This is a genomic window from Crenobacter caeni (assembly GCF_010435965.1).
GTDB lineage: Bacteria > Pseudomonadota > Gammaproteobacteria > Burkholderiales > Chromobacteriaceae > Craterilacuibacter > Craterilacuibacter caeni.
Genome location: NZ_JAAGAA010000001.1, coordinates 224229 through 250805, shown reverse-complemented (window position 1 = coordinate 250805; position 26577 = coordinate 224229). Strand labels below are relative to the sequence as shown.

Genomic DNA, 26577 nt, shown 5'->3' with positions numbered 1-26577 from the left:
CACCATGGTTGGAAAAACGAAACGATTGTTGCCACTGGCAATCCTGCTGTCTTCACTGCTGGCGGTCGCCGCCCCCGCAGCGCAGGCGTCGGCGCTGACCGCCACGCCGTTCGCCACCCTCGCAGGGAAGACGCAGACGCTCGCCGACTACCGCGGCCGCGTGGTGGTGGTGAACTTCTGGGCGAGCTGGTGCGCGCCGTGCCGCGAGGAAATGCCGCTGCTCGAGCGGCTGCGCAATCGCTGGCAGGCAAAAGGCGGCGAAGTGGTCGGCATCGCGCTGGAAGACGCCAGAAGCGCGGCGGCGATGGCGCGTTCGCTTGGCGTGCGCTACCCGATCCTGGTCGGCAACGCCGACACCCTCGCGCTGATGCGCTCCCTGGGCAACCAGGCAGGCGGCCTGCCGTTCACCGTGGTGCTCGACCGCGAAGGCCGCGTGGTCGCGCGGCTGACCGGCAAGCTCTCCGAGCAGAACCTCAGGGACGCGGTCGAACCCAGGCTTTAAACCGCGGCCGCCGGATAAAGACAGGGCGATATCCCAATTGTAAGTTGGTAGGTTGAACCCGGGTTTTGTGTCCGCTGCGCGGACGTGTTTGAGTGCCGCTTCCGCGCGGCGAACGGGCAAGGGGCTTGTCGCGACAAGCCCCTTGCATCCCAAACGCCCCCGAAGGCTCGCGACTTCCCCGTCAACAAAAACGCTGCCGAGGCGCTGGCCAACTCGCGATTCGCTACCGTCGAATCGCTCGAACAAGGGCCAGCTTAAGACCTCGCCAGCGCCTTTGTTGCCGGCGCGAGCCTACGCGGAAGGGAGACTGGCGCAAAAACAGCCAGCAATGTCAGCAACAGCACCACCAACTTTTAATTACGACATAGCCAAAGACAAGCCCTGCGTGCACCGCACGCAGGGGCTGTTGCCTGTCAGGCGGGGCAGGCCCGCCGACTGGTTTTGGCTCAGATCGCCGCGGCGAGGCGGCTGCCCTGGTCGATCGCGCGCTTGGCGTCGAGTTCGGCGGCCACGTCGGCGCCGCCGATCAGGTGCACCTTCACGCCGCGCTCGGTCAAGGGCGCCAGAAGTTCGCGCAGCGGGTCCTGGCCGGCGCAAATGATCACGTTGTCGACCGGCAGCGTCTGCGTCTCGCCCTTGACGGTGACGGTGAGGCCGGCGTCGTCGATGCGCTCGTACTGCACGCCCGACACCATGTTCACCCGCTTCATCTTCAGGCTCTCGCGGTGGATCCAGCCGGTGGTCTTGCCCAGGCCCTCGCCGACCTTGCTGTTCTTGCGCTGCAACAGCCACACCTCGCGGCCGCTCGCGTGCGGCTGCGGGCCACCCTCGGCCAGGCCGCCTGCGCTCTGGCCGCTCATGTCGACGCCCCACTCCTGCATGAACGCTTCGACATTCAGCGAAGTCGACTCGCCCTGCTGGGTCAGGAACTCGGCGGTGTCAAAACCGATGCCGCCGGCGCCGATGATCGCGACGCGCGCGCCGACCGGCTTGCCGTATTTGAGCACGTCGAGGTAGGACAGCACCTTCGGGTGCTCGATGCCGGGGATCGCCGGCAGGCGCGGCGCGATGCCGGTGGCGAGCACCACCTCGTCAAAACCCGCCAGCGCGTCCGCGTCGACGCGCTGGTCAAGCTTCAGCGTCACGCCGGTCTTGTCGATCTGGCGCGCGAAGTAGCGCAGCGTCTCGTAGAACTCTTCCTTGCCCGGAATCTTCTTGGCGACGTTGAACTGGCCGCCGATCTCGCCGGCGGCGTCGAACAGCGTCACGTCATGGCCGCGCCCGGCGGCGACGGTGGCAAAGGCGAGGCCGGCCGGGCCGGCACCGACCACCGCCAGCTTCTTGGGAGATGGCGTTGGCAGGTAGTTGAGCTCGGTCTCGCGGCAGGCGCGCGGGTTCACCAGGCAGCTGGTCAGCTTGCCCTGGAAGATATGGTCGAGGCAGGCCTGGTTGCAGCCGATGCAGGTGTTGATCTCGTCGGCGCGGCCCTCGGCAGCCTTGTTGACGAACTCGGGGTCGGCCAGGAAAGGCCGCGCCATCGACACCATGTCGGCGCAGCCGTCGGCGAGCACCGCCTCGGCGACATCCGGCGTGTTGATGCGGTTGGTGGTCACCAGCGGGATCTTCACCTTGCCCATCAGACGGCGGGTCACCCACGCGAAGCCGGCGCGCGGCACCATGGTCGCGATGGTCGGCACCCGCGCCTCGTGCCAGCCGATGCCGGTGTTGATGATGGTCGCGCCGGCCGCCTCGATCGAGAGCGCCAGTTGCTCGACCTCGTCCCAGCTGCTGCCGTCGTTCACCAGGTCGAGCATCGACAGGCGGTAGATGATGATGAAGTCGTCGCCGACCGCGCGGCGCACCGCCTTCACGGTCTCCACCGCGAAGCGGCTGCGGTTCTCGAAGCTGCCGCCCCACTCGTCGCTACGCTTATTGGTATGCCGCGCGAGGAACTGGTTGATCAAATAGCCTTCCGACCCCATCACCTCGACGCCGTCGTAGCCGGCCAGCCGCGCGAGGCGCGCGCACTCGGCAAAGTCGGCGATGGTGCGCAGGATGTCGTCGCCGCTCAGCTCGCGCGGACGGTAGAAGTTGATCGGCGCGCAGATCGGCGACGCCGACACCAGGTTCTCCTGGAACGAGTAGCGGCCGGTGTGCAGGATCTGCAGCGCGATCTTGCCGCCGGCCTCGTGCACGGCGTCGGTGACGATGCGGTGGTGCGCCACCTCGGCCTCGTCGTTGAGGATGGACGCGCCCGGCGCGACGCGGCCTTCCTCGTTCGGGCCGACGCCGCCGGTGACGATCAGGCCGACCCCGCCCTTCGCCCGCTCCGCGTAGAACGCGGCCATCTTCTCGAAGCCGTGCTCCGACTCCTCGAGGCCGGTGTGCATCGACCCCATCAGCACACGGTTCTTCAGCGTGGTAAAGCCCAGGTCAAGCGGGGCGAGCAGGTGCGGGTAAGCGGTCATCGCGGCGTCCTCGTGTTGGCAAGTATCGGTTTTTTCTGTAAATACCCTGCCGGCGACGATACTTACCAGTCAGTAAGTTGTCAACGCATATGCATAAACAGCGGCCGCGACCGCCTCAGAAGCGCTCGGGCCGCATCACGCCGACGTCGCTGACGTAGAGCACCAGCCCGTAGTCGCGCGCGTAGCGCTCGGCGACGTGGCTGGCGATCGCGTCGGCGACCGCGTCGTCGCAGATCACCTCGACGCGGATATTGCGGTCGAAGCTCCAGGTACCGTGCTTGCTGCCGTGCAGGCCGCCGCCGCGCGCGTCGGTGACGGTGTGGCCGTGCGCGCCCAGCCGGCGCACGTCGCGCGACAGGCGCTCCTCGAGCACCGCCTCGCAGACGATGGTCAGCAGTTTCTTGTGGTGGTATTCCATCAGAGTCCCCAGAAGGTGCGGGTGAACGACCAGTACAGCGGGATGCCGACGATCAGGTTGAACGGGAAGGTCAGCCCCAGGCTCGCCGCCAGCGACAACGCCGGGTTCGCCTCGGGCACCGCGATGCGCATCGCCGCCGGCGCGGCGATATAGCTCGCCGACGCAGCGAGCACCGCGAGCAGCAGCGCGCCGCCGGCTGACAGGCCAAGCAGCGCGGCGGTGCCCAGGCCGGCCAGCGCGAACGCAGGCGGCACCGCCAGCGCGACTACGGCGATGAACGCGCCGGTGTGCCGCAGTTCCCCCAGCCGCGCGGCGGTCAGCAGGCCCATCTCCAGCAGGAACAGCGACAACAGCGGCTTGAACAGGTCGATATACAGCGGCGACAGCTTCTGCATGCCCGCCTCGCCGATCGCCCAGCCGATCAGCAGGCCGCCGGCGAGCAACACCATGCTCTTGCCCAGCAGCACCTCGTGCGCGAGGCGCCCCCACTCGACGCGGCGCTGCCCTCCGCAACGCGCGAGTAGCACGCCGACGATCAAGGCCGGCATCTCCATCACCGCGAGGAACAGCGTGAGCTTGGGTTCCCAGCTGACGCCCTGGCGGGCGAGGAAGCTGACCGCGACCGCGAAGGTGACCACGCTGACCGAGCCGTAGTGCGCGGCGACCGCCGCCGCGTCGGCGCGCGCGAGTTTCAGGCGCAACAAGGCAAAGGCGGCGACCGTCAGCGCGGCGCCGAGCAGCACCACCGCGCCGACTTCGAGCGCGAGCGCGGGCGACGCGAACTTGGCGAGCGCGACGCCGCCCTTGAGGCCGATCGCGAGCAGCAGGTAGACCGACAGGCTTTCATAGAGCGCGGCCGGCAGCTTGAGGTCGGCGCGGGCAAGCCCGGCGCCCAGGCCGAGCAGGAAGAAGAGGACGACGGGATCTAGCGGCATGGCAGCACGTTTGCATGAAGACGCCGCCATCATATCGGAAAGGGCTGGCCGGCCAAACCCTGCCGCGGGCAGGGTTCAGGCGCCGAACGGCGCGGGGTCGAAATCGGGGTTGGTCAGCGAGGTCAGCACATGGTCGCGCCACGCGCCGCCGATATACAGGTAGTCGCGGGCGAGGCCCTCGCGGCAGAACCCCAGCCGCTCAAGCACCCGCGCGCTGCGCGCATTGTCCGGCTGGTAGTTGGCCTGCAGCCGGTGCAGACAGAGCGGGCCGAACGCGAAGGCGATCACCTCGGTCAGCGCCTCGTGCATCAGCCCCTGCCCCTGGTGCGCCGCGTCGAGGCTGTAGGCGAGGCAGCCGGCCTGCAGCACGCCGCGCACGATATTGGAGACGTGCACAGCGCCCAACACCCGCGCCGGCGCGCCCGGCAGCGTCAGCAGGTAGGTGAGGCCGCTGCCCTCTTCCCACTCGCGCACGCGGGCGCGCAAGCGCGCCTGCCAGAACGCCTCGGTGAAGCACTGCGGCGGCGCCATCGGCTCCCAGCGTTCGAGGTGGGCGCGATTGGCGAGCGTGTAGGCAAGGCAGGCGAGGGCGTGCCGCTCGCACGCGGGGACGAGGCGCAGCCTTGCGCCCGTGAGCACCGGCAGCACGTCCCCGCCCATCGCGCCTTAGCCTGCGAGGCGCTCGAGTGCTTCGCGGTACTTGGCCGCGGTCTTCTCGCGCACGTCCAGCGGCACCACCGGCGCCGGCGGCTGCTTGTCCCAGCCGGACGCCTCCAGCCAGTCGCGCACGAACTGCTTGTCGAACGACGGCGGGTTGCCGCCCTCGGCGTAGCTGTCGGCCGGCCAGAAGCGGCTGGAGTCCGGCGTCAGCGCCTCGTCCATCAGCGTCAGCGTGCCGTTTTCGTCGAGGCCGAACTCGAACTTGGTGTCGCAGATGATGATGCCGCGCGTCGCCGCGAACTCGGCGGCGGTCTTGTAGAGCAGGATGGCGGTGTCGCGCACCTTCTCGGCCAGCTCCGCGCCGACAATCTCGCAGCAGCGCGCGAAGTCGATGTTCTCGTCGTGGTCGCCGACCGCCGCCTTGGTCGACGGCGTGAAGATCGGTTCGGGCAGCCTGGACGCCTCCTTGAGGCCCACTGGCAGTTCGATGCCGCATACGGTGCCCGAGCGCTGGTATTCCTTCCAGCCGGACCCGGCGAGGTAGCCGCGCACCACCGCCTCGATCGGCACCGGCTTCAGGCGCTTGGCGACCACCGCGCGGCCCTCGACCTGCGGCAGGTCTTCGGCCGCCACCACGTCCTCGGGCTGGTCGCCGGTCAGGTGGTTGGGCACCACGTCTTTGAGCTTGTCGAACCAGAAGTTGGAGATCGCGGTCAGGATCTGGCCCTTGCCCGGGATCGGGTCGTCGAGGATGACGTCGAACGCCGACAGGCGGTCGGTCGCGATCATCAGCATGCGTTGATCGTCGATCGCGTACAGGTCGCGGACCTTGCCCGCGTAGATCTTGTTCAGGCTCTTGAGGTCGGTCGAGGTGATGCCGGTCATGGTCTTTCCACAAGCAAAGGTAAAAAGGCGGCGCCCGGGCGCCGCCTGCAATCGGTTTAGAGGGTGCCCTTCAGCGCCTCGGCCTGCTCGAGCGCGGCGTCGGCCGAGTCGGCCATCACGTTGAAGTGGCCCATCTTGCGGCCCTTGCGGGCCTCGCGCTTGCCGTAGAGGTGCAGCTGCGCGTTCGGCGCCTCCATCAGCACCGACCAGTCGGGTTCGCCGCCGTCGTCCTGCCACACGTCGCCCAGCAGGTTGACCATCACCACGGGGGTGAGCAGCGTGGTCTTGCCCGGCAACAGGCCGCACATCGCGCGCACCTGCTGCTGGAACTGGTCGGTCACGCAGGCGGTCAGCGTGTAGTGGCCGGAGTTGTGCGGACGCGGCGCGATCTCGTTGACGACCAGGGCGTCGTCGGCGAGCACGAAGAATTCGACGGCGAGCACGCCGACGTAATCCAGCGCGTCGGCAAGCGCGAGCGCCATCGCCTGCGCACGCTCGGCAAGCGCGGGGGCCACACGCGCCGGCACGATGGATACGTCGAGGATGCCGCCCTCGTGGCGGTTCTCGGCAAGCGGGAACACCGCCGACTGCGCGTCGCTCACGCGGGTGACGATGGCCGACACTTCAAGTTTCAGCTCCAGCATCTTCTCCAGCACGCAGGCGACGCCCAACTGGCCGTACGCCTCGCGCGCCTCGGCCGGCGTCTTCACGCGGACCTGGCCCTTGCCGTCGTAGCCCAGCCGCGCGGTCTTGAGGATGCCCGGAAGATAAGCCGACAGCGCGTCGTCAGACATGCCGGCGAGCGCGTCCGCACCTTCCAGCGCCAGATACGGCGCAGTCGGCAGGCCGGCCTTGCCGATCCACGCCTTCTCGCTGATGCGATCCTGCGCGACGGCCACGCAGTCGCCGGACGGCGACACCCGGGTGAGCGCGGAGAGCGCGCGCATCGCGTTTGCGTCGACGTTCTCGAATTCGGTGGTCACCGCGGCGCAGGTTTCGCCCAGCGCCTTGAGCGCGGCCTCGTCGCCGTACGGCGCGCACAGGTGCACGTCGGCGAACTCGGCCGCCGGCGAGAGCGGGTCGGGCTCGAGCACGGTGACACGGTAGCCCATGGTCTTGGCGGCGACGGTGAACATGCGGCCCAACTGGCCGCCGCCGATGATGCCCAGCATCGCGGGCGGCAGGATCGCAGCCATCACTCGACCTCCGGCAGCGTCATCGCGAGCACCGTCTCTTCCTGGCGGCGGCGGAACGCCTTGAGCGCTTCGGTCAGTTCCGGACGGGTGGTCGCCAGTTGCGCGACGGCAAACAAGGCGGCGTTGGCGGCGCCCGCCTCGCCGATGGCGAAGGTGGCGACCGGGATGCCCTTGGGCATCTGCACGATGGACAAGAGCGAGTCCTCGCCGCGCAGGTACTTGGACGGCACCGGCACGCCGAGCACCGGCACGTGGGTCTTGGCGGCGAGCATGCCCGGCAGGTGGGCTGCGCCGCCGGCGCCGGCGATGATCGCCTTCAGGCCGCGCGCCTCGGCTTGTTCGGCGTAGGAGAACAGCAGATCGGGCGTGCGGTGCGCCGAGACGACCCGCGTCTCGAAAGCGACGCCGAACTCCTTGAGCACGCGCGCGGCGTGCTGCATCACGTCCCAGTCACTGTTGCTGCCCATCACGATACCGACTTCGATCATGCCGTATTCCGCCTGTCTAGCTGAGATTGAGAGAGCCCGGATTTTACCCGAACGCGGCGCGCGCCCGTTACCATTTATTATCTTGACATCAAGAAACGGCAGGGGCCCTACATCGACTTCAGTTGCTGGCGCGCCTTGGCGGCGGCGTCCGAGTTCGGGTAGCGCTTGATCAGCTTCTGCAGCGTCGCGCGCGCCTGGTCGACCTGCTCCAATTCGCGCTGGGCGTTGGCGACATTGCGCAGCGCGTCCGGCGCGCGCGCATGGTTAGGGTTCTCTTCGGCAAAGCGGCGCTGGATGTCGATCGCCGCGTCGTACTGGCGAAGCGCGGTATGCGCGACGCCGCGCCAGTAGGTGGCGTCCACCGCCTGTGGCGTAGCGGGGTGCGCGTCGGCGAACGCCTTGAGCTGGACGATGGCACCTGCGAAGTCGCGCGCGCGCAAGGGGGCGAGCGCGGCGTCGTACGCCGCCTGCACCGGGTCGGCGGCGGGTGCGCCGCCAGCGTTTGCCACGCCCGCCGCAGTCTGCGCCGTGCCGGCCGCGCCGCCACCTTCGAAGCGGGCGAGGCGCTGGTCGATATCGGCGTACAAGTCGTTCTGCCGCTTGGCGAGCTCGCCGATCCGGTACTGCAGCATCTCGTTGTCGCCGCGCAGCTTGGCCACCTCGGCCTGCATCGCGTCGACCTTGCCGACCATTTCCAGCAGACGCTCGTTGCTGATCCTCGACTCGATCTGCGACAGGCGGGAGGTCGCCTCGCGGTTGACCTGGTCGAGGCGGGCACGGGTCTCGTCGAGCTCGGACGTGCTCGCGCAGGCGGCGAGCATAAGCGGCAACGCGAGCGGGGCCAGACGGCGGATGGACATTCGGTTCTCCACTTGGGGCGGCAACGCCGCCGGTTCAGGGTTGTGCCACGGGCGGGTAATAGAGCTCGACGGCCGGCTTGTCGCCGGCGGTCGCCGCACCGAAGCTCGGCACGATCTGCGCGGCGCTGGCACCCGCGCCCTGCAGCGCGGCAGCCGCGGCCTGCCGCGCGGCGTCACCGGCACCGTGGCCGCGCAACACCACGCGCTGGCCCGGGTTGGCCTTCAGGCAACGCGCGCTCTCTTCGAGTGCCTTGCGCTCCGCCTCGCTGAACGGATAGAACAGCATGGTCTGCGGCGCGCCCGGGCACGCGGCGGCACCCAGGCTGATGCCAAGCACCGGGCCGATGCCGCCCATCGCGAGGTCGGGCCTGGGCGCGACCGGCTCGAGCGGCGACGCAGTAGGATGTGGCGTGCCTGCACACGCGGCGAGCAACAGGACGGGCAAGGTCAGGGGCAGCAGTCTTGGCATGATGGAATCCTCGGGCAAGGGGCGGGCGCGACGGCGCCCACCCTACCCGACCAGCTTAGACAAGCCGCCCGGAAAACCGCCCGCTTAGCGGTAGGCGACGTCGGCGCGGCGGTTCTCGGCGAAGTCCGCCGCGCTCGAGCCTTCGGCGCGCGGCTTCTCCTTGCCGTAGCTGACCGCTTCGAGCTGATCGCCCTTCACGCCGAGCACTTCGAGCGCGTTCTTCACGCTCTCGGCACGGCGCTGGCCGAGCGCGAGGTTGTACTCGCGGCTGCCGCGCGCGTCGGTGTTGCCCTGGATCTGCGCCTGCTGGCCCGGGTTCGCCTTGAGGAACTCGGCGTGCTGCGAGACGCGGGCCTGCTGGTCAGCGCGGATCGCGTTCGAGTCGAAGTCGAAGTACACGCTCTCCTTGGCCAGACGCGCGCGCTCGGCAGCCAGGCGCGCCTGCGCCTCGGCGGCGGCGTCAACCGCCGGCGTGACCGGCGCGGTCACCACTGGCTGCTGTACGGCGGGCGCGGTGTCGGCCGGTGCCGGCGGCTGCGTGCTCGAGCACGCGGCCAGCAGCGACGCGATTGCGGAAGCCATCAAAACTCGCTTGAACATGGTAAACCCCCTTGGTCTGAAAAATGGTCGGTGTTGGAACATGCTTTAAGGGCGGGCCGGGCCCCACGCGGGGTCCTGCACCTCGCCGCTGACGGTCCCCAGGCGTACCTTGCTGGTGCCGTCGGGCGAACTCGCCCACAGCACGCTTCGTGCGCCCGCGTCACTCGCAAAGAGCACCATGCGGCCGTTCGGCGCGAAGCTCGGCGACTCGCCGTACACCTCGTCGCTGACCACCCGCGCGTCGTTGCTGGCCAAATCGTGCACCACCACGCGGAAGCGGCCGCCTTCGCGCCGCATATAGGTGAGCTGCTTGCCGTCCGGCGAGAAGCGCGGCGACACGTTGTAGCTGCCCTGCCAGCTGACGCGCTGCGGCTCGCCGCCGGCGGCCGGCATCACGTAGACCTGCGGGCCGCCGCTGCGGTCGGACACGAAGGCGATGCGGCTGCCATCCGGGCTGAAGTCGGGCTCGGTGTCGATCGCGCCCGAGCGGGTCAGCCGCTGCGGCGCGCCGCCGCCAGCGCCGACCAGATAAATTTGCGAGTTGCCGCTGGTGGTCAGCACCACCGCCAGCGCCTGACCGTCCGGCCGCCACGCCGGCGCCGAGTTGCTGCCGCGGTAGTTGGCAAGCACGCGGCGCTGGCCGCTGCCGAGGTCCTGCACCCACACCACCGGCTTGCCGGTCTCGAACGACACGTAGGCAAGCCGCCCGCCGTCCGGGCTCCACGCCGGCGAGATGATCGGCTCCTTCGAGCGCAGCACGGTGCGCGCGTTGCGCCCGTCCACATCGGACACCTGCAGCGCGTAGCTGCCACGCCCTTCCTTCAGCACGTAGGCGATGCGGCTGAGGAAGAAGCTCGGCTCGCCGAACAGCGCGCGGTAGACGGCGTCGGCGATGCGGTGGCCGGCGTCGGCCAGCGCGGCGGGCGGCACTTCGTAGCCGCCCTCGGCGAGCACCTTGCGCGGCGCGAGCTGCACCAATTGGTAGTCGACGCGGGTGAGCCCGCCTGTGCCCGCGCTCATGCGCCCGGCGAGCACCGCGTTGGCGCCCAGCGTGCGCCACACCGGCGCGTTCAATTGGGCGGCGTCGGCGGCGATGGCGCCTGCCGGCACCGGTTTCAAGTCGACCATGCCGGTCAGCGCGAGGTCGCCGCGCACGATGCCGGTCAGCGCATCGCCTGCCGCTTCGCCCGCGAACGCCGGCACCGCCAGCGGGTAGCGGTTGGCGCCGCCGCCGACGATGTCGACCGACAGGTCGGCGCGCGCGAAGGCCGCCACCCACAAAAGAAGCAGGCCGGCCAGGCGCCGGCACCACAGGCTGTTCAGCATGCGTGTCCCTTCAAACAATCAGTCGCGCGGCCGGAACCGCAGCGTGTATTCGCGGTAGTCGGCGAAGCTTGCGCCGGCAGGCAGCGGCGGGAAGCTGCGCGCCTGCCACACCGCGGCCTGCACCGCGTCGTCGTACGCGGCCGACCCGCTCGACTTGATAAGCTTCACCTGGCGCACCTCGAGCGTCGGCAGCAGCGTCACTTTGAGCACCGCCTCCGGGTTGCCGGACAGACCCGGCGGCACCACCACGTACGGGCGGATGCGCCCGCGCACGCGGTCCAGATAGCCGGCGTCGGCGCCGGCACGGCCGTTCGGCGAGCCGCCGACCACGCCCTGCTTGCCGCCTTTCTGGCTGACGCTGCCGGCGCCGGGGCCGGCCGGCCCGCCGAGGTCGGACAACAGGTCGTCCGCGATATTGCCGCCCTTGGCCGGTGGCGCCTTGCCTGGCGAAGCCTTGGCCGGCGTGCCCTTGGGCTCGGACTTGGCAGCTTCCGCCTTGGCCGGCGGGCGCTTGGCCGGCGGCTCGGGCGGCGCGGGTTGCGGCTTGGCCGGTGCCGGCGCCTTGGCGTCGGCAAGCTTGACCTTGGCGTCGGCGAGGGGCGGCGCAGGCGGCGGCGGGGCCGGAACGGCGGGCGTCGGCGCCGCTTGCGGCACGGGCGCAGCTTCGGGCGCAGGCGGTGCAGGTTCGGCCGGGGCAACCGGCGCGGGGCGTGCGCCGCCCGGCTTGCCGTCGCCACCGCCGGCGATCAGCTCGACCGACATCGGCGGCGCGCCGGTGAGCTTCACCTCAGGCGCAAACGTCACCAGCAGCAGGCCGGCCACCAGCAGGTGCAGCCCGGCCGACAGCACCAGCGAGCGGCGCGGCGCGCCGCCTGAAACGTGCGCCATGGCCTCAGCCGTCCTGGCGGACGGTCAGCGCGACGCGGCTGACGCCTGCCTGGTACAGGCGGTCGGCGATGGCGACCACCTCGCTGTAGCGGGCGTCGCGCGACGCCGAGATCGCGACCGGGCGGCCGCCGGCGGCCAGCGGCGCGACGGCGGCGACCAGCGCGTCGAGGTTGTCCGCGTCGTGCGACTTGCCGTCGAGCGCCCAGCCGTAGCGGCCGCCGTCGAAGCGGACTTCGACCGGCGAGACGTCGACCTGCGCGGCGCGGCTGACGCTGGGCACCTCGATCACGCCCGGCGAGAACATCGGCGCGGTCACCATGAAAATCACCAGCAACACCAGCATCACGTCGATGTAGGGCACGACGTTCATCTGGTTGATCATGCGTCGGGGCTTGCGGTTGAGCATGTTCCAATCATTCCGGATACATTGCGGGCAGACAAGTGCGCCGCAACAAAAGTTCAGCGGCGGGTCAGCAAGGTGAGGCCGTCGCCCACCGGCACCACGCACATCTCGAAGCGTTCGTCGAGCACCAGCGCGGCGTTGAACGCGTGCATCAGCGCGACGCCCGGCGGGTCGCCCGCCTGCGGCGACACCACGCGGCCGGACAGGAACACGTTGTCGACGGCGATGATGCCGCCCGGGCGTACCAGCGTGTGGCAGGCGTCCAGATAAGCGGGGTACGACGGCTTGTCGGCGTCGATGAAGGCGAAATCAAAACGGCCGGCCTCGCCCTCGGCGATCAGCGCCTTAAGCGTATCCAGCGCCGGCCCCATCCTGAGGTCGACGCGGTCGGCGACGCCGGCCTTCTGCCAGTACTCGCGTGCGATGGCGGTGAAGGTCTCGCTGACGTCGCAGGCGGTGACCCGCCCCGCCTCGCCCATCGCCAGCGCGGCGGACAGCGAACTGTAGCCGGTGAACACGCCGACCTCGAGGTAGCGGCGCGCGCCGGTGAGGGTCAGCAGCCAGCGCATCAGCTGGCCCTGCTCGGGCGCGATCTGCATCTTGGCGAGGCGGTGGCCGGCGGTGAAATGGCGCAGCTCGGCGAGCACCGGGTGCTCGGTCAGGCCGATGTCGAGCAGGTAGGCGTGAAGTTGCGCGTCGAGCGCCACGGTACGGCTGGTCATGACTTCCTTACACAAAAAACAAGACGCCCTGTCGGGCGTCTGGCGTCGACCCGCCCCTTATTCGGGCTGGTAGACGTACGGCTTTTGCGGCACCTTCGAGTCGCGGTAACGCGCGAGCGCGTCGAGGTCGACCTGGCGGTCCCACCAGGTCAGGCGCAGTTCGCGCCGCTCGGTGTCGACCTCGGGGTGCTGCTGCAGGAAGCCGTTGATGAAACGGGTGAATTCGGACTGGTACATCGTGATTCTCCTGTTGTTGTGCGGCGATTGTAACCGAATCCGTGTCCCGCGGCAGGCGGCGCTTAAGGCGCCTGCCCGACCCACAGGCTGTTGCCCGGCACGGCCTTGGCGGCCTTCTTCACGCAGGCCGCCGCGCGCGCGACTTCGTCGCCGCTGGCGTAGCGCCCCACCGTGCACTCGACGACGCCGACCGACACCGACGTCAGCGCGAAGAAGCGCGTCTCGCCGTCGCGCCCGGCGATGCGGAAGCCGCCGGCCGCCACATGCTCAGCGCTGAAGCAGCGGCGCACCTCGCGCTCGAACATCGGCAGCAGCCGCGACAGCCGCGCGTGCCAATCGCCGCTCTCCATCACCACCACGAAGTCATCGCCGCCGACATGGCCGACGAAGTCGAGCTGAGGGTCGCAGACCTCGACCAGCAGGCGTGCGAGCAGGCAGATCAGCCGGTCGCCCTCGCTGTAGCCGTACAGGTCGTTGAACGGCTTGAAATGGTCGAGGTCGGCGTAAGCGACGACGAAGTCGCGCATCGCCTGCAAGCGGCTAGCCACCGCCTCGGTGATCGGCACGTTGCCCGGCAGCCCGGTCAGTGGGTTCGCGTAGCGCGCTTCGCTGATCTGCAGCTCGGTAATCTTGCGGATCAGGTCGAAACCGGTCGCCATCCCCAGGTAGCGGCCGTGCTCGGTGACGACGAAGCCGTCGATCAGCGCGTTGCGGCCACTGGCGGCGACCCGGGCCGACAGCTCGTGCAAGTCGAGCGAGGCATCGACGCACATCGGCTGGCGGTCGGCCAGCGCCGCGCACGGTTTCTTGCCGAACAGCTCGCGGTTGAACGGGCGGGCGAAGCTCTCCAGGAAGGCATGCCGGCGCAGGATGCCGACCGCCTGCCCGTGCTCGACCACCGGGATCGCGAAGAGCTCGGGGTCGGCGATGAAACGCTGGTACGCGTCCTCGCTCGGCGACGCAGGCGACAGCGGGTCGATCCCCACGCACAGCGTGCGCGCGCACAGCGCGCCGGCGACCACAGGCGCCTCCTCCTGCTGCGGCATGAACAGCATCGAGCCTTCGCCCGCCTCCTGCGGTTGCGCCGCCGGACGGCCCAGCAGGTAACCCTGGCCGCAGCCCACCCCCAGCCGCTGCAAGAGGCGCAATTCGTGCAGGGTCTCGATGCCCTCGGCGATCAGCTGTGCGCGCGACGCGCGCGCGAGTTCGACCATGCTGCGCACCACCTGCTCCTTGAACGGCTCCTGATGCAGACGGTAGGCGAAATGCTTGTCGAGCTTGACGAACTCGGGCTTGAGCTCGGACCACAGCCTCAGGTTGGAGAAGCCCTCGCCCATGTCGTCCAGCGCAAGGCGGAAGCCGTGCGCGCGCAGCCGCTCGATCGCCGACTTGAGCTCCTGGTAGCCGGCCGACGGCCTAAACTCGGTCAGCTCGATCACCACCCGCGCAGGGTTGAGCGATAGCTCGGCCATCCGCGCGAGCACCGGTTCGGCGTTGGCGCTCCACGCCATCAGCCCGTCCGGCGTCATGTTGAGGAACAGCGTCGCGTCGGCGACGCGCGCGGCAAACGCCTCCAGCACCGAGTCGCGGCACAGCGCGTCGAGCTCGGCCAGCCGCCCGTAGTGCGCGGCGCGCGCGAACAATTCAAGTGGCGATTCGACCAGCGAGCCGCGCGGCCCGCGCACCAGCGCCTCGTAACCGAGCAGCCGGCCGTTGCCTAGGGTGAAGATGGGTTGCAACAGCACGTCGAGGCGTCCGCCGGCGAGGACGGCGTCCAGCTCGGGGCAGCACAGCATGGGTTCGGATAGGCGCACGGAAAGTCCTCTTGGAATTTCCGCAAATCTACCGAATCAGCGTGACATTTTTATAAAGACAGCCTAGGTAAGCTTGTACGACTGCAGGTGGATCGACGTCTCGGTCGCGCTGATCCCCTTGATCAGGCGAATGCGCTCCATCACCCGCGCGAGCTCCGCCAGGTTGGGCGCGACCAGTTCCGCGAGCAGGTCCCAGCGCCCGTTGGTGTCGTGCAGCGCGCTGACGCCGGGCTCGCCCAGCAGGATGGCCAGCACCTGGCGGGTCTGGTTGCCCTCGATGGCGATGCTCATCCACGCGCGGATCTCGTCCGGCCGGGCGTCCGGGCGCAACTGCAGCGCGTAGCCGACGATCACCCCGCTGTCCTCGAGGCGGGCGAGACGGTTGGCGACGGTGCCGCGCGAGACGCCGAGCTTGCGCGCGAGCGTCGCCGTCGGCAGGCGGGCGTTGGCCCTGAGCAGGGCCAGCAATTGTTGGTCGAGTGCGTCCATACCGGCATTCTGCCAAAGAATGCTGGCGAAACGCCAATATCATGACGAAACGCGCACACTTTTGCCGCTTCCGCCTGACCTTGCCCGTCGCCAGAATGAAGCCATCCCCACCGCACGACGGAGCGCTACCATGACCCTGCTGCTGACTCCCCGCGACGTCGCCCGCATCGTCGCCCACCACGGCCTGCCCCACTTCCTCGGCACGCTGGCCGACCGCATCGAGGCCGACTTCTGCCGCTGGGAAGAATTCGACAAATGCCCGCGGCTGGCCAGCCACAGCGACGTTGGCGTGATCGAGCTGATGCCGGTCGCCGACGCGCACGACTACAGCTTCAAGTACGTGAACGGCCACCCGGGCAACACTCGCCACGGCCTGCCGACGGTGATGGCCTTCGGCGTGCTCGCCGACGTCGCCACCGGCACGCCGCGCCTCCTGAGCGAGCTGACCGTCACCACCGCGCTGCGCACCGCGGCGACCTCGGCGATGGCTGCACGCAAACTGGCGCGCGCTGGCAGCAAGGTGATGGCGCTGATCGGCAACGGCGCGCAGGCCGAATTCCAGGCGCTGGCCTTCCACCATCTGCTGGGCATAGCGGAGCTGCGCCTCTACGACATCGACCCGGCCGCCACCGCCAAGCTGATCAACAACCTGGGCGACACCCCCGGCCTCCGGCTAAGCGTGTGCGCGAGCGTGCGCGAGGCGGTCGCCGGCGCCGACATCGTCACCACCATCACCGCCGACAAGACGTACGCGACCATCCTCGACGCCGACATGCTGACCCCCGGCATGCACCTGAACGCGGTCGGCGGCGACTGCCCGGGCAAGACCGAACTGGCCGCCGGCGTGCTCGAACGCAGCAAGGTGTTTGTCGAGTTCGAGCCGCAGACGCGCATCGAGGGCGACCTGCAGCAGATGCCCGCCGACTTCCAGGTGACCGAGCTGTGGCGCGTGCTGACCGGGCAGGCGCCGGGGCGCAGCGCCGACACCGACATCACGCTGTTCGACTCGGTCGGCTTCGCGCTGGAAGACTACTCGGCGCTCGCCACGCTGGAGCACGAGGCGCGCGAACAGGGCGTCGGTAGCGACATCGAACTCGTGCCGCAGCTGGCGGACCCGAAGAACCTGTTCGGCCAGTTGCGCGTGTAAGGTGGCCCATCCCGCCACCGGCGGGGCAGCCTCTTGACCGAAAAACGCGGACAGTATTACGATTGGCCGCACGAAATGACGGGCCGATAGCTCAGCTGGGAGAGCGCTGCGTTCGCAATGCAGAGGTCGAGGGTTCGATCCCCTTTCGGTCCACCAGACACCCCAAAAACCAACCGCACGCGGTTGGTTTTTTCATGCACGCGTCCCTTCGCCATCCCCATGACTGTCGCCTGAAACGGGACAGTGAATTGCGCGCCGCGCGTATCGTACCGGCTGCCACCCTCCTATCATGCAAAGCGTTGCGGTGCCGCGACTGCGGCGCCGCTCCTTACCGTTACCCCTGCAAGGAGTGTCCACACATGGCTGACATCGTCGTCGTTTACCATTCCGGCTACGGCCACACCCAACGCATGGCGCAAAGCGTCGCCGAGGGCGCCGGCGCCCGCCTGCTCGCGATCGACGCCGAAGGCAACCTGCCGGACGGCGGCTGGGAGGCGCTCGCCGCCGCCGACGCGATCATCTTCGGCAGCCCGACCTATATGGGCAGCGTCAGCTGGCAGTTCAAGAAGTTCGCCGACGCCTCGTCCAAGCCGTGGTTCGGCCAGCAGTGGAAGGACAAGCTGTTCGCCGGCTTCACCAACAGCGCGACGATGAACGGCGACAAGCACTCGACGCTGCACTACATGATGACGCTGGCGATGCAGCACAGCGGTCTGTGGGTCGGCACCGGCATGATGCCGAGCAACAGCAAGGCCGCCGGCCGCAACGACGTCAACTATGTCGGCTCGTTCTCCGGCGCGATGGCGCAAAGCCCGTCAGACGCCGGCGTCGACGAGATGCTGCCGGGCGACCTGGAAACCGCGCGCCGGTTCGGCGAGCGCGTCGCCCAAGCGGCCGCGCGCTGGGCACGCTAAGCGCCGCCCCGGTACATCCTCGCACACGCCCGGCCCCGGCCGGGCGTTGTCTTTGTCGCCGGCACGCAGCAATCCGCCGACAAGGAGGCCACGCCGGCAACCGCCAGCGCCGCGCCTGCCGCCCATCCCTGTCATGCGGGACACCCTCAGCAGTAGCCACCATGCACCCGCCTAAGCTTGGCATGAGCCGCTCCAAGCCATTAACATAGCGAAAATAATCGATCTAATTTCGAGTAAACCCTGCCACGCACAAGGACACATCGACCATGGGGTCTGCATATGCCGGAGCGAGACATCAGACGGGCCGCGCAGACGAGAACACGCGGCTCGGGCAGGCACTGCGCGATTGCCAGCTGCAACTGGAAGAGGAACGCCTCGCCCACGCCAGGGCACGCAGCGAGCTAGCTTATTTTCGCGAAATCATCGATGCGCTGCCCGCGCCGATCTTCGCCAAAGACGCCGCGCTGCGCTTCGTGTTCTTCAATCGTGCCTACGAAGCGTTTTTCGGCATCGAGCGGGACGACTATCTGGGCAAGACCGTGCTCGAGCTCGGCTTCCTTCCCGAGAGCCAGCGCCAAAGTTACCAGCAGGAAGACGCCGAGATGCTGCGTACCGGCGGGATGGCGATACACGAAAAGGTTTTCGGCCTTCCCGGCGGCGAGACGCGCACCGCGATGTACTGGAGTCAAGGAATCCTTGACGCTCAGCAGCATGCACTCGGCCTGATCGGCATGATCGTCGATATCACGGAACAGCAAGCAGAACACCAGAGCCTCAGCCAGAAATTCGAACAGCTCGTCCAGGCCCACGAGCAGGCACGCACGCTCAGCCTGACCGACGAACTGACGGGGCTGGCCAACCGGCGCGCCGCCACGCTGCGTCTGCAGGCATTGATCACCCAGGCGGAACTGGGGTGTCGGGACGGCCTGAGCGTGATCATGTTCGACCTCGACCACTTCAAGGCAATCAACGACACCCACGGCCATGACGCGGGCGACCTGGTATTGCAGGGCTTCGCCGAAATCATGCGCAGCACCTGCCGGCAGACCGATACGGTCGCGCGGCTGGGAGGCGAGGAATTCCTGTGCCTGCTACCGGGCGCGCAGGCGGCAACCGCCTTGCAAGTCGCCGAGCGCATCCGCAATGCACTGTCCGAACTCGCGGCCAGTCCCGGCCCGGTGCGCTGCAGTGCGGGCATTGCCAGTATCGGGCCGGGAGACACCGCGGCGACGCTGATCAAACGCGCGGACAGCGCGCTGTACCGGGCCAAGCAGACGGGCCGCAACCGCTCGCTCGTCTTCTGAATTTTGCGTCACCTGACCGGCGTGGCGCGGCCCGAGCAGCCTTCCGCGCCAGCAGCCGGCGCCCTGACAGCGCCGGTTGCGCTCGGCCACCTCCCTGCCCGCCATCGACACGAAGCCCCAGCACGCAACCTCGCCCAGCGTCCTGCACACCGCGCTGGCGATCACCTTTCCGTGCAGCCCGAGCGGCAGCCAAGGAGTCAGCAAAGCAATCCCCCGCAGCAGGTTCGACAGCACGAAGATCACCTGTACCTGCCAGCCCCCCTCGGATGCCCTCTTGCCGCTCCTTCGTCGCCGAGCGTCTCCGGATTACAGCTTGCCCAGCGCGCGCTGGTTGGAGAAAAACACATTGTCCATCTCGAGCACCTCGCCGGCGGTCAGCGCCGCGACCCACGCGTCGGTCGACGCTACGGCGGCGAACGCGGTGTGCGCGACCACGGTGAACACGCGGTGGATTTCCTCTGCGCTCGCCTCGCCGATCGCGTTGCGGTAAGGCAGCGAGCCGGCCGCGTCGTGCAAGAGTTCGGCCTTCCAGCCCGCGTGCTGCAGCATGCGCACCGTCGAGTCGTCACAGTTGTGCGTCATGTAGCCGACCACGGTGACGGTGTCGATGCCGTGCTTGGTCAGCCACGCGGCAAGCCCGGTGTCGGGCGTCAGCACGCTGGCCAGTTCCTTCTCGACCAGGTGGTCCCAGTGCTTGTCGGCCACCGATGCGTGCAGCCTGGCGCCTTCGCTGTCGCGGGCAAACACCGGGAAGCCGGCCGGGAAGAACTGCTGCACCATCACGATCGGGATGCCGGCGGCCTCGGCCGCGTCCATCGCGCGCACGATATTCGGCAGGGAAACGTCGAGCGGCGGGTACTCTATCTTCAGCTTGCCGGTGACGTACTCGTTCTGCACGTCGATCACCAGCAACGCGCGTTTCGGGGCTTGGGCCATCTTTGCTCTCCATCAGGCTGGGGTAACCATCCCAGTCTGGGCCGGCAATGCTTGGCCTGTTTGAAAAAAGACGGGATCGGGCCAGATTGGCCGCCCAACCCTAGAGTCTAAGCCCGCCATGCCCGCACCGGCCACCGCCGAGGTCGTCTTCGGCCGCATCAGCAGCTTCCTGCTGTCGATCCAGTACGCAGTGTTCAGCGAGGCGCAGCCGGCAGGAAACCGGGATGGCGCTGGCCGAGAGGCGCACCGCCTTTGGTCGCCATTCGCCGCAATTTGCGCCAGATCAACACTTGAAAACCGCAGCCGGAACATAATCAACCGCTTTTTCAGGAAGTACCCGCAATGGACTACTCGCTTCAAAGCCTGATCGAAGCGCTGCCCGACCTCGTGCGCTGCGAGCAGCTGGCCGTCAGCATGCTGCAGCAGAGCGTGCAGGACGGACAGATCGGCGACGCGCTCGCCAGCTTGCTGACCAAGAGCCAGCAGACGCTGGCCGACCTGCGCGACAGCCTGCCGCTTCTGTAAGCGCACGCCGCTACAGCAGCGGCGACACCAGATTGGCCGCCCCCTCTTTCATCCGCTCGCGCAAGCTGCGCGCGCGCCAGCGCCCGGCGTCGACCGCGTCCGCCTGAGCCTCGTATCCCTGCTGCAGCGCGACCAGCGCGGTGCTGAACGCCGCATCGTGCAAGAGCAGCATCAGTTCGAAGTTCAGGTGCAGGCTGCGCGTGTCGAGGTTGACCGTGCCGAACAACGCGAGCTCGCCGTCGATGGAGATGCTCTTGGTGTGCAACAGGCCGCCGCGGTAGAGCAGGATATCCACTCCGCATTCCAGCAAGGGCTCGAAATACCAGCGGCTCGCGTACTGCACCAGGCGCGAATCGTTGCGCGCGGGCACCAGCAGGCGCACCGACACCCCGCGCAACGCAGCGTTCTGCAACGCCAGCGCCAGCGCCTCGCCCGGCACGAAGTAAGGCGTGGTCAGCAGGATCTGCCGGCGCGCCTGGTTGACTGCCTCGACGATCAGCCTGAGGTTGGCGCTGCGCTCGGTCCCCGGACCGGACGGCACCAGTTGCGCGCTCGCCCCCGGCCACGCGACGGTACCCGTCGCCCTCACCGCGCGCGCCGGCGGCTCGCCAGTCTGCAGCATCCAGTCATACGCGAACACCGCGGCGAGCGCGTCTAGCACCGGCCCCTCGATGCGTGCCATCGCGTCGACCCATTCGCCGACGCCGGCGTCCTGCTTGAAGTAGCGCGGGTCGACCAGGTTGAGGCTGCCGGTGTAGCCGACGCGCCCGTCGATCAGCGCGATCTTGCGGTGCAGCCTGAGGTCGCCGCGCACGAAGGGCAGTTGCCACGCGCGCACCGTCATCGCCGCCTCCAGCCTCACCCCCGCCGCACGCAGCCGCGCCGCGCCTTCGGACGCGAGGTAGCGCTTGGCGCCGATCGCGTCGAGCAGCACCCGGCACGGCACGCCGCGCAAGGCTGTGGCGATCAGCGCGGCCTCAACATGGTCGGCGTCACCGCCTGCATTCCAGATGTAGAACGCGAGGTCGACGCCGACCTCGGCGCGGGCGATGTCGTCGGCCAGCTGGGCAAGTACCGTGTGGGTGTCGGAGATCAGTTGCAGGCGGTTACCGCCGCTGGCCGGCAGCGCGGTCAGCTGGTTCGCCAGCGTCGAGAGTACCTGGAAATGCGGGCCGCTGTCGTGCGGGACGGGCGGCGGCGGCAGGCGCCAGCCGCCGAAGCGTTCGGCAAAGGCAAGCACCCGCGCCCGCCGCGCGCGGCCGATCGAGTGCTCGCCGACCATGAGGTAGAGCAGGAAGCCGGCGAACGGCAGCGCCAGCGTCACCAGGATCCACGCGAAGCTGGAACCGGGCGGGTGGCGGGTGGCAACCACCCGCAGCACCACCGCCAGTACCAGCAGCGCATCGAGCGCGACGATCATCCAGCCCAGCCACCCAGACATCCAATCTGCCTCCCAAGACTTCCCGTGACATCCAGTATGAATGAACGGGCGGCGGATTGCCGCCCGGAGCGGGCCCACAACCACGCAGGCGGGGACGAGACCAGGCAAAACGGCCGGGAAAGCGCAAGGTCCACGCCTTCCCGGCCGTTCGGCGCGACGGACGCCTAGCGGTCCGGGTGGTAGGGCTTGCCCAGCGACAGCGGCTGGTTGAGCAGGATGGTGCGCGGGTCGCGGCAGATCAGCACCAGCACGACCACGGTCGCGAGGTAAGGCAGCATCGACAGGAACTCGGACGGGATGGCGAGCCCCAGCGCCTGCGTATGCAGCTGCAGCACGGTCATGCCGCCGAACAGCCACGCACCGGCGAGTACCCTGAGCGGCCGCCAGGTCGCGAACACCACCAGCGCCAGCGCGATCCAGCCGCGTCCGGCGGTCATCCCCTCCGCCCACATCGGCGTGTTGACGAGCGACAGGTAGGCGCCGGCGAGGCCCGCCAGCGCGCCGCCGAACAGCACGGCCGCGAGGCGGATGCGGCGCACCGCGAAGCCGATCGCGTCCGCCACTTCGGGGCGCTCGCCGACCGCACGCAGCAACAGGCCAGCGCGGCTCTTCTGCAGGAACAGCCACAAAAGCGGGCACAGCGCGATGGCAAGCCACGCGACCAGGTCCAGCCCCAGCACGCGCGGCACGCCGGCCGACACCACCTGCCCGACGAAGGGCTGGCCGGCGAACGCCGACAGGCCGACGCCGAACAGCGTCAGCGCGAGGCCGGTGGCGACCTGGTTGGTCATCAGGCCGAGCGAGAGCAGCGCGAACAGCGCGGAGAGCGCAAGGCCGGCGCCCATGCCGGCGGCGAAGCCGGCCGTGGCGCTGCCGGTGTGGGTGGTCACCGCGAACGCGCTGACCGCGCCGGCGAGCATCATGCCCTCGACGCCGAGGTTGAGCACGCCGGCGCGCTCGACGACCAGTTCGCCCAGCGCGGCGAGGATCAGCGGCGTCGCCGCGGCGGCGGTCGACAACACGAGGGCGACTACGAACGCTTCGTTCATCGCGTGGCCTCCTTGAGGGCGGGGGTGGCCGCAGGGCTCACCCTGCGCAGCCGGTAGTTGACGAACAGGTCGGCCGCCAGCAGGTAGAAGAGCAGCAAGCCCTGGAACAGGCCGGTGATCGCCGCGGGCAGGCCCAGCTCCATCTGCGCGGTCTCGCCGCCGATAAACAGCAGCGACATCAACAGCGCGCCCAGCAGCGCGCCCGGCGCCGACAGGCGGCCGACGAAGGCGACGATGATCGCCGCGAAGCCGTAGCCGGGCGACACCGAGGGCTGCAGCTGGCCAAGCGGCCCGGCCACCTCGGCCACACCGGCAAGCCCGGCGAAACCACCGGAGGCGAGCAGCGCGATCCATACGTTGCGCTTCTGGCCGAAGCCCGCGTACAGCGCGGCCGCCGGTGCCTGCCCGGCCACCGTCAGCCGGAAACCCAGCCAGGTACGCGCGAGGAACAGCCACACGCCGCCGGTGAGCAAGAGCGCCAAGAGGGCGACCACCGTCACCCGCATCTCCGGGTGCAGCAGCGGCAGCACCGCCGCCTCGCCGAACATCCTCGACTGCGGGAAGTTGAAGCCGTCCGGGTCGCGCCACGGGCCGCCGACCAGGTAGCGCAGCAACAGGCCGGCCACGTAGACCAGCATCAGGCTGACCAGGATCTCGTTGGTGTGAAAGCGCGTGCGCAGGAAGGCCGGCACCGCCGCCCACGCCATGCCGCCTAGAACGCCGGCGGCCAGCATCGCCGGCAGCAACCACGGCCCGCTGGCGTCGGGGAAGGCCAGCGCGACGCCGCCGCCGGCGATCGCGCCCATCACCAGTTGCCCCTCGGCGCCGATATTCCACACATTGGCGCGGTAGGCGATCACCAGCCCCAGCGCGCACAACAACAGCGGCGTCGCCTTGAGCAGCCATTCGCCGACGCCGTAGGCGGTGGTCAGCGGCTGCACGAAAAACGCGTAAAACGCCTTGCCGACCGGCTGACCAAGCGCCCAGAACAAGAGCGCGCCGGTCAGCGCCATCGCCAGCGCGGCAAAGAGCGGCGAGGCGACGCGCATCAGCGCGGACGGCGCCGGGCGCGCTTCAAGCTTGAACATGACCCACCTCCGTAAAGTCGCCGCTCATCCAGCGGCCGATCAGCTCGACGCTGGCGTCGCGCGTCGGCACCGACGGCGAGAGCCGGCCGTCGGCGAGCACCGCGATGCGGTCGCAGATCTCGAACAGCTCGTCGAGCTCTTCGGAGATCACCAGCACCGCCGCGCCCTTGGCGCGCAAATCGACCAGCGCGCCGCGGATCAGCGCGGCGGCGCCGACGTCGACGCCCCAGGTCGGCTGCGCGGCGACCATCACCGCCGGCGAGAGCAATACCTCGCGGCCGATGATGAATTTCTGCAGGTTGCCGCCGGACAGGCTCTGCGCGGCGGCGGTCTCGTCTGGCGTCTTCACCCTGAAGCGCGCGATGATCTCGCGCGCGAACGCGTTCACCTTGCCGCGCAGGATCCACGGCCCCTTGGTGAGGCCCGCGCCACGCGCGCCGGTGAGCAGCGCGTTGTCGGCGAGGCTCAGCGCGGGTACCGCGCCGCGGCCCAGGCGCTCCTCGGGGACGAAACCGAGCCCCAGTCCCAGCGCGCGCCGCGCCGCCGGCCCCAGCCGGCCGGCCTCGACGCCGGCGATGCGCACGTCGCCAGCCTTCTCGCTTAACGTCTCGCCGGAGAGCACGCGCAGCAGTTCCTGCTGGCCGTTGCCCGAAATGCCGGCGATGCCGAAGATCTCGCCGCCCTTCACTTCCAGCGACACGCCATCAAGCGCGGTGCCGAACGGGTCTTCGCTCTTGGCGGACACCGCGTCGAGCTTGAGGCGCACCTCGCCGGGGGTGCCCGGCGGCAGCGGGCACGACGGCAGCTCGCTGCCTATCATCAGCCGCGCTAGGCTGTCGTTGCTCTCGACCCGCGGGTCGGCCTCGCCGCTGACCCGGCCTTGCCTGAGCACGGTCGCGCGTTCGCACAGCTCGCGGATCTCGTCGAGCTTGTGGCTGATATAGAGGATCGAGCAGCCCTCGGCGGCGAGCTGGCGCAAGGTGGCGAACAGCTGGCGCACCGCCTGCGGCGTCAGCACCGAGGTCGGCTCGTCCATGATCAGCAGGCGCGGCGACTGCAACAGGCAGCGCACGATCTCGACGCGCTGGCGCTCGCCGACCGACAGGCTGTGCACCAGCCGCTCGGGGTCGATCGGCAGGCCGTAGCGGTTCGACACCTCGCGGATGCGTTCGGACAGGCCCGCCGACGGCAGGCCGGTGGCCAGCGCGACGTTCTCGCTGACGGTCAGCGTCTCGAACAGGGAAAAATGCTGGAACACCATGCCGATGCCCAGCGCGCGCGCGGCGGCCGGGCTGTCGATGTGCACCCGCTTGCCCTCCCAGCGGATCTCGCCGCTGTCCGGGCGGGTGACACCGTAGATGATCTTCATCAGGGTGCTCTTGCCGGCGCCGTTCTCGCCGAGCACTGCGTGGATCTCGCCCGGCGCGATGTCGAGGTGGACGTCGTCGTTGGCGACGACCGAGGGATAGCGCTTGCTGATGCCGGAAAGCAGCAGGCGCGGCGGCGCGGGAGGCGCAGTCATGATCGGGTACTCCGCTTTCGGGTCCGGCCGGGCCGGTGTGACTCAAGGCGCAATGGTAAATCCTTTGGCATTTTCCACCAAACATTTGTTTGACAATGAGGTTTATAATGCCGGCGCCGGCGCGCGTCCCTACCCGATGGTCATCTTCTGCCGCGACCGATGGCGGATGGCACGGCACTTGCTCGTTCAGAGGTTTACCACCACTCCCAGGAGACCCCCGATGCTGTCCCGCCGTACCCTTATCGCGTCCATCATCGCCGGCACCCTCGCCGCGCCCGCCCTCGCCGCCGAACCGCTAAAGGTCGGCTTCGTCTACGTCGGCCCGGTCGGCGACGCCGGCTGGACCCACGCGCACGACCTCGGCCGCAAGGCGATGGAAAAGGCGCTGCCCGGCCAGATCAAGAGCACCTACGTCGAGAGCGTGCCCGAAGGCGCAGACGCCGAGCGCGTGATCCGCCAGCTCGCCGCCGCCGGCAACAAGCTGATCTTCACCACCTCGTTCGGCTACATGAACCAGACCCAGAAGGTCGCGCAGGCCTTCCCGCAGGTGAAGTTCGCGCACGCGACCGGCTACAAGACGGCGAAGAACGTCGCCATCTACAACCCGAAGACCTACGAGGGTTCGTACCTGATGGGCGTGATCGCCGGCGGCATGACCAAGAGCGACACGCTGGGCTTCGTCGGCTCCTTCCCGATCCCGGAAGTGATCCGCAACATCAACGCGTACACGCTGGGCGCGCAGAGCGTGAACCCGAAGATCAAGACCAAGGTGGTGTGGGTGAACAGCTGGTACGACCCGGCCAAGGAACGCCAGGCCGCCGAGACGCTGATCGCGCAGGGCGCCGACGTGCTGGCGCAGAACACCGACTCGCCGGCGATCGTGCAGACCGCGCAGGAGAAGGGCAAGTACGCGTTCGGCTGGGATACCGACATGAAGAAGTTCGGCCCGAAGTCGCAACTGGCGGCGTCGGTGATCAACTGGGGCGGCTACTACACCCGTTCGGCCAAGGCGGTGCTGGCCAACAACTGGCAGTCGGACAGCGTGGACTGGGGTGTGAAGGACGGCATGGTCGACGTGGTGTCGGTCAACCCGGCGGTACCCAAGCCGCTGCTCGCCAAGTTCGACGCCAAGAAGGCTCAATTCGCCGCCGGCAAGTTCCACAGCTTCACCGGCCCGATCGTCGACCAGGCCGGCAAGACCATGGTCGCCGCCGGCCAGGTGCTGCCGCAGAAGGGCGTCGACACCATGAACTGGTACGTCAAGGGTGTCGAAGGGTCGATCCCGAAGTAA

At 68.9% G+C, this 26577-nt stretch carries 28 protein-coding genes and 1 tRNA gene; 7 read left to right on the top strand and 22 right to left on the bottom strand.

From position 1 onward, the window contains the following. Positions 1-28 precede the first annotated feature (28 nt). Positions 29-502 carry a TlpA family protein disulfide reductase gene (locus GZH52_RS01195; RefSeq protein ID WP_239057963.1) on the top strand — a complete coding sequence of 158 codons (474 nt, stop codon included), beginning with the start codon at positions 29-31 and terminating at the stop codon, positions 500-502. A gap of 446 nt (positions 503-948) precedes the next feature. Here the strand turns inward: GZH52_RS01195 and GZH52_RS01190 are convergent, their stop codons facing one another. The 17 genes from GZH52_RS01190 to GZH52_RS01110 form a co-directional block, all read right to left on the bottom strand. Next, positions 949-2970 carry an oxidoreductase gene (locus tag GZH52_RS01190; RefSeq protein WP_163314720.1) on the bottom strand — a complete coding sequence of 674 codons (2022 nt, stop codon included), beginning with the start codon at positions 2968-2970 and terminating at the stop codon, positions 949-951. A 115-nt stretch (positions 2971-3085) separates the two neighbouring features. Then, positions 3086-3388: a P-II family nitrogen regulator gene (locus tag GZH52_RS01185; protein WP_136551531.1), complete on the bottom strand. Its 303-nt coding sequence runs from the start codon at positions 3386-3388 to the stop codon at positions 3086-3088. Further along, positions 3388-4323: a sodium-dependent bicarbonate transport family permease gene (locus GZH52_RS01180; protein ID WP_163314719.1), complete on the bottom strand. Its 936-nt coding sequence runs from the start codon at positions 4321-4323 to the stop codon at positions 3388-3390. Before GZH52_RS01180 ends, GZH52_RS01185 begins: the two co-directional genes overlap by 1 nt. Before the next feature lie 75 nt (positions 4324-4398). Further along, positions 4399-4983, bottom strand: a complete 585-nt coding sequence (locus GZH52_RS01175; protein ID WP_163314718.1) for a GNAT family N-acetyltransferase — start codon at positions 4981-4983, stop codon at positions 4399-4401. Between the two features lie 6 nt (positions 4984-4989). Beyond that, positions 4990-5868 (bottom strand): phosphoribosylaminoimidazolesuccinocarboxamide synthase, encoded by an 879-nt coding sequence (locus GZH52_RS01170; RefSeq protein WP_163314717.1) that lies wholly within the window; start codon positions 5866-5868, stop codon positions 4990-4992. A 56-nt stretch (positions 5869-5924) separates the two neighbouring features. Beyond that, on the bottom strand, positions 5925-7064 hold the full coding sequence (locus tag GZH52_RS01165; protein WP_163314716.1) for a 5-(carboxyamino)imidazole ribonucleotide synthase: 1140 nt from the start codon (positions 7062-7064) through the stop codon (positions 5925-5927). Beyond that, positions 7064-7552 carry a 5-(carboxyamino)imidazole ribonucleotide mutase gene (gene purE, locus GZH52_RS01160; RefSeq protein WP_163314715.1) on the bottom strand — a complete coding sequence of 163 codons (489 nt, stop codon included), beginning with the start codon at positions 7550-7552 and terminating at the stop codon, positions 7064-7066. Before purE ends, GZH52_RS01165 begins: the two co-directional genes overlap by 1 nt. A 107-nt stretch (positions 7553-7659) precedes the next feature. Next, positions 7660-8412, bottom strand: a complete 753-nt coding sequence (ybgF, locus tag GZH52_RS01155; RefSeq protein ID WP_203525551.1) for a tol-pal system protein YbgF — start codon at positions 8410-8412, stop codon at positions 7660-7662. Between the two features lie 34 nt (positions 8413-8446). After that, positions 8447-8881: a hypothetical protein gene (locus GZH52_RS01150; protein ID WP_163314714.1), complete on the bottom strand. Its 435-nt coding sequence runs from the start codon at positions 8879-8881 to the stop codon at positions 8447-8449. An 84-nt stretch (positions 8882-8965) separates the two neighbouring features. After that, a complete protein-coding gene (pal, locus tag GZH52_RS01145) occupies positions 8966-9463 on the bottom strand; it encodes a peptidoglycan-associated lipoprotein Pal (protein WP_239057962.1) in 498 nt (165 codons plus the stop codon). A gap of 63 nt (positions 9464-9526) precedes the next feature. Then, positions 9527-10807: a Tol-Pal system beta propeller repeat protein TolB gene (gene tolB / locus GZH52_RS01140; protein ID WP_163314712.1), complete on the bottom strand. Its 1281-nt coding sequence runs from the start codon at positions 10805-10807 to the stop codon at positions 9527-9529. Between the two features lie 18 nt (positions 10808-10825). Beyond that, positions 10826-11695 carry a cell envelope integrity protein TolA gene (tolA, locus tag GZH52_RS01135; protein ID WP_163314711.1) on the bottom strand — a complete coding sequence of 290 codons (870 nt, stop codon included), beginning with the start codon at positions 11693-11695 and terminating at the stop codon, positions 10826-10828. A gap of 4 nt (positions 11696-11699) precedes the next feature. After that, positions 11700-12101 carry a biopolymer transporter ExbD gene (locus GZH52_RS01130; RefSeq protein ID WP_163314710.1) on the bottom strand — a complete coding sequence of 134 codons (402 nt, stop codon included), beginning with the start codon at positions 12099-12101 and terminating at the stop codon, positions 11700-11702. A gap of 53 nt (positions 12102-12154) precedes the next feature. After that, positions 12155-12820 (bottom strand): class I SAM-dependent methyltransferase, encoded by a 666-nt coding sequence (locus GZH52_RS01125; protein ID WP_163314709.1) that lies wholly within the window; start codon positions 12818-12820, stop codon positions 12155-12157. A gap of 57 nt (positions 12821-12877) precedes the next feature. Continuing rightward, positions 12878-13057: a DUF3460 family protein gene (locus GZH52_RS01120; protein WP_136551519.1), complete on the bottom strand. Its 180-nt coding sequence runs from the start codon at positions 13055-13057 to the stop codon at positions 12878-12880. A gap of 62 nt (positions 13058-13119) precedes the next feature. After that, positions 13120-14871 (bottom strand): GGDEF domain-containing protein, encoded by a 1752-nt coding sequence (locus GZH52_RS01115; RefSeq protein ID WP_349290620.1) that lies wholly within the window; start codon positions 14869-14871, stop codon positions 13120-13122. A 63-nt stretch (positions 14872-14934) separates the two neighbouring features. After that, positions 14935-15360, bottom strand: coding sequence for an Lrp/AsnC family transcriptional regulator (locus GZH52_RS01110; RefSeq protein ID WP_163314708.1), 426 nt, complete (start codon positions 15358-15360; stop codon positions 14935-14937). Between the two features lie 130 nt (positions 15361-15490). Between GZH52_RS01110 and ocd the strand changes: the two genes are divergently transcribed. From ocd to GZH52_RS01090, 4 genes are all read left to right on the top strand, one after another. Further along, a complete protein-coding gene (gene ocd / locus GZH52_RS01105) occupies positions 15491-16507 on the top strand; it encodes an ornithine cyclodeaminase (RefSeq protein WP_163314707.1) in 1017 nt (338 codons plus the stop codon). A gap of 80 nt (positions 16508-16587) precedes the next feature. Further along, positions 16588-16663: transfer RNA gene (locus tag GZH52_RS01100), tRNA-Ala, on the top strand. A 203-nt stretch (positions 16664-16866) separates the two neighbouring features. Further along, the gene (locus GZH52_RS01095) at positions 16867-17421 is read left to right on the top strand and encodes a flavodoxin family protein (RefSeq protein WP_163314706.1); all 555 of its coding nucleotides are present in this window, start codon (positions 16867-16869) and stop codon (positions 17419-17421) included. A 266-nt stretch (positions 17422-17687) separates the two neighbouring features. Further along, positions 17688-18725 carry a GGDEF domain-containing protein gene (locus GZH52_RS01090; RefSeq protein ID WP_163314705.1) on the top strand — a complete coding sequence of 346 codons (1038 nt, stop codon included), beginning with the start codon at positions 17688-17690 and terminating at the stop codon, positions 18723-18725. A gap of 306 nt (positions 18726-19031) precedes the next feature. Here GZH52_RS01090 and GZH52_RS01085 read toward each other — a convergent pair whose 3' ends face one another. Beyond that, complete coding sequence (locus GZH52_RS01085; RefSeq protein ID WP_163314704.1) at positions 19032-19661, bottom strand: isochorismatase family protein; 630 nt, start codon at positions 19659-19661, stop codon at positions 19032-19034. Between the two features lie 342 nt (positions 19662-20003). On the opposite strand from GZH52_RS01085, the gene GZH52_RS01080 reads away from it, so the two are divergent. Continuing rightward, positions 20004-20186 carry a hypothetical protein gene (locus GZH52_RS01080; protein WP_163314703.1) on the top strand — a complete coding sequence of 61 codons (183 nt, stop codon included), beginning with the start codon at positions 20004-20006 and terminating at the stop codon, positions 20184-20186. A 10-nt stretch (positions 20187-20196) separates the two neighbouring features. On the opposite strand, the gene cls is transcribed toward GZH52_RS01080, so the two are convergent. The 4 genes from cls to GZH52_RS01060 all read right to left on the bottom strand — a co-directional run bounded on the left by cls (position 20197) and on the right by GZH52_RS01060 (position 25286). Then, entirely contained in the window at positions 20197-21627 is a 1431-nt protein-coding gene (gene cls / locus GZH52_RS01075; RefSeq protein ID WP_163314702.1) for a cardiolipin synthase, read from the bottom strand. Between the two features lie 164 nt (positions 21628-21791). Then, positions 21792-22676 carry an ABC transporter permease gene (locus GZH52_RS01070; RefSeq protein WP_163314701.1) on the bottom strand — a complete coding sequence of 295 codons (885 nt, stop codon included), beginning with the start codon at positions 22674-22676 and terminating at the stop codon, positions 21792-21794. Further along, positions 22673-23764, bottom strand: coding sequence for an ABC transporter permease (locus GZH52_RS01065; RefSeq protein WP_163314700.1), 1092 nt, complete (start codon positions 23762-23764; stop codon positions 22673-22675). Before GZH52_RS01065 ends, GZH52_RS01070 begins: the two co-directional genes overlap by 4 nt. Continuing rightward, positions 23751-25286, bottom strand: a complete 1536-nt coding sequence (locus GZH52_RS01060; RefSeq protein ID WP_163314699.1) for an ABC transporter ATP-binding protein — start codon at positions 25284-25286, stop codon at positions 23751-23753. Before GZH52_RS01060 ends, GZH52_RS01065 begins: the two co-directional genes overlap by 14 nt. A 220-nt stretch (positions 25287-25506) precedes the next feature. Here GZH52_RS01060 and GZH52_RS01055 point away from each other — a divergent pair, with 220 nt between their 5' ends. Next, positions 25507-26577, top strand: coding sequence for a BMP family ABC transporter substrate-binding protein (locus GZH52_RS01055; RefSeq protein ID WP_163314698.1), 1071 nt, complete (start codon positions 25507-25509; stop codon positions 26575-26577).

Coding starts and splice junctions, on each gene's coding strand:
- GZH52_RS01190 (WP_163314720.1), bottom strand. CDS start 2,970: ATGACCGCTTACCCGCACCTGCTCGCCCCGCTTGACCTGGGCTTTACC.
- GZH52_RS01185 (WP_136551531.1), bottom strand. CDS start 3,388: ATGGAATACCACCACAAGAAACTGCTGACCATCGTCTGCGAGGCGGTG.
- GZH52_RS01180 (WP_163314719.1), bottom strand. CDS start 4,323: ATGCCGCTAGATCCCGTCGTCCTCTTCTTCCTGCTCGGCCTGGGCGCC.
- GZH52_RS01175 (WP_163314718.1), bottom strand. CDS start 4,983: ATGGGCGGGGACGTGCTGCCGGTGCTCACGGGCGCAAGGCTGCGCCTC.
- GZH52_RS01170 (WP_163314717.1), bottom strand. CDS start 5,868: ATGACCGGCATCACCTCGACCGACCTCAAGAGCCTGAACAAGATCTAC.
- GZH52_RS01165 (WP_163314716.1), bottom strand. CDS start 7,064: ATGGCTGCGATCCTGCCGCCCGCGATGCTGGGCATCATCGGCGGCGGC.
- purE (WP_163314715.1), bottom strand. CDS start 7,552: ATGATCGAAGTCGGTATCGTGATGGGCAGCAACAGTGACTGGGACGTG.
- ybgF (WP_203525551.1), bottom strand. CDS start 8,412: ATGTCCATCCGCCGTCTGGCCCCGCTCGCGTTGCCGCTTATGCTCGCC.
- GZH52_RS01150 (WP_163314714.1), bottom strand. CDS start 8,881: ATGCCAAGACTGCTGCCCCTGACCTTGCCCGTCCTGTTGCTCGCCGCG.
- pal (WP_239057962.1), bottom strand. CDS start 9,463: ATGGCTTCCGCAATCGCGTCGCTGCTGGCCGCGTGCTCGAGCACGCAG.
- tolB (WP_163314712.1), bottom strand. CDS start 10,807: ATGCTGAACAGCCTGTGGTGCCGGCGCCTGGCCGGCCTGCTTCTTTTG.
- tolA (WP_163314711.1), bottom strand. CDS start 11,695: ATGGCGCACGTTTCAGGCGGCGCGCCGCGCCGCTCGCTGGTGCTGTCG.
- GZH52_RS01130 (WP_163314710.1), bottom strand. CDS start 12,101: ATGCTCAACCGCAAGCCCCGACGCATGATCAACCAGATGAACGTCGTG.
- GZH52_RS01125 (WP_163314709.1), bottom strand. CDS start 12,820: ATGACCAGCCGTACCGTGGCGCTCGACGCGCAACTTCACGCCTACCTG.
- GZH52_RS01120 (WP_136551519.1), bottom strand. CDS start 13,057: ATGTACCAGTCCGAATTCACCCGTTTCATCAACGGCTTCCTGCAGCAG.
- GZH52_RS01110 (WP_163314708.1), bottom strand. CDS start 15,360: ATGGACGCACTCGACCAACAATTGCTGGCCCTGCTCAGGGCCAACGCC.
- ocd (WP_163314707.1), top strand. CDS start 15,491: ATGACCCTGCTGCTGACTCCCCGCGACGTCGCCCGCATCGTCGCCCAC.
- GZH52_RS01095 (WP_163314706.1), top strand. CDS start 16,867: ATGGCTGACATCGTCGTCGTTTACCATTCCGGCTACGGCCACACCCAA.
- GZH52_RS01090 (WP_163314705.1), top strand. CDS start 17,688: ATGGGGTCTGCATATGCCGGAGCGAGACATCAGACGGGCCGCGCAGAC.
- GZH52_RS01085 (WP_163314704.1), bottom strand. CDS start 19,661: ATGGCCCAAGCCCCGAAACGCGCGTTGCTGGTGATCGACGTGCAGAAC.
- GZH52_RS01080 (WP_163314703.1), top strand. CDS start 20,004: ATGGACTACTCGCTTCAAAGCCTGATCGAAGCGCTGCCCGACCTCGTG.
- cls (WP_163314702.1), bottom strand. CDS start 21,627: ATGTCTGGGTGGCTGGGCTGGATGATCGTCGCGCTCGATGCGCTGCTG.
- GZH52_RS01070 (WP_163314701.1), bottom strand. CDS start 22,676: ATGAACGAAGCGTTCGTAGTCGCCCTCGTGTTGTCGACCGCCGCCGCG.
- GZH52_RS01065 (WP_163314700.1), bottom strand. CDS start 23,764: ATGTTCAAGCTTGAAGCGCGCCCGGCGCCGTCCGCGCTGATGCGCGTC.
- GZH52_RS01060 (WP_163314699.1), bottom strand. CDS start 25,286: ATGACTGCGCCTCCCGCGCCGCCGCGCCTGCTGCTTTCCGGCATCAGC.
- GZH52_RS01055 (WP_163314698.1), top strand. CDS start 25,507: ATGCTGTCCCGCCGTACCCTTATCGCGTCCATCATCGCCGGCACCCTC.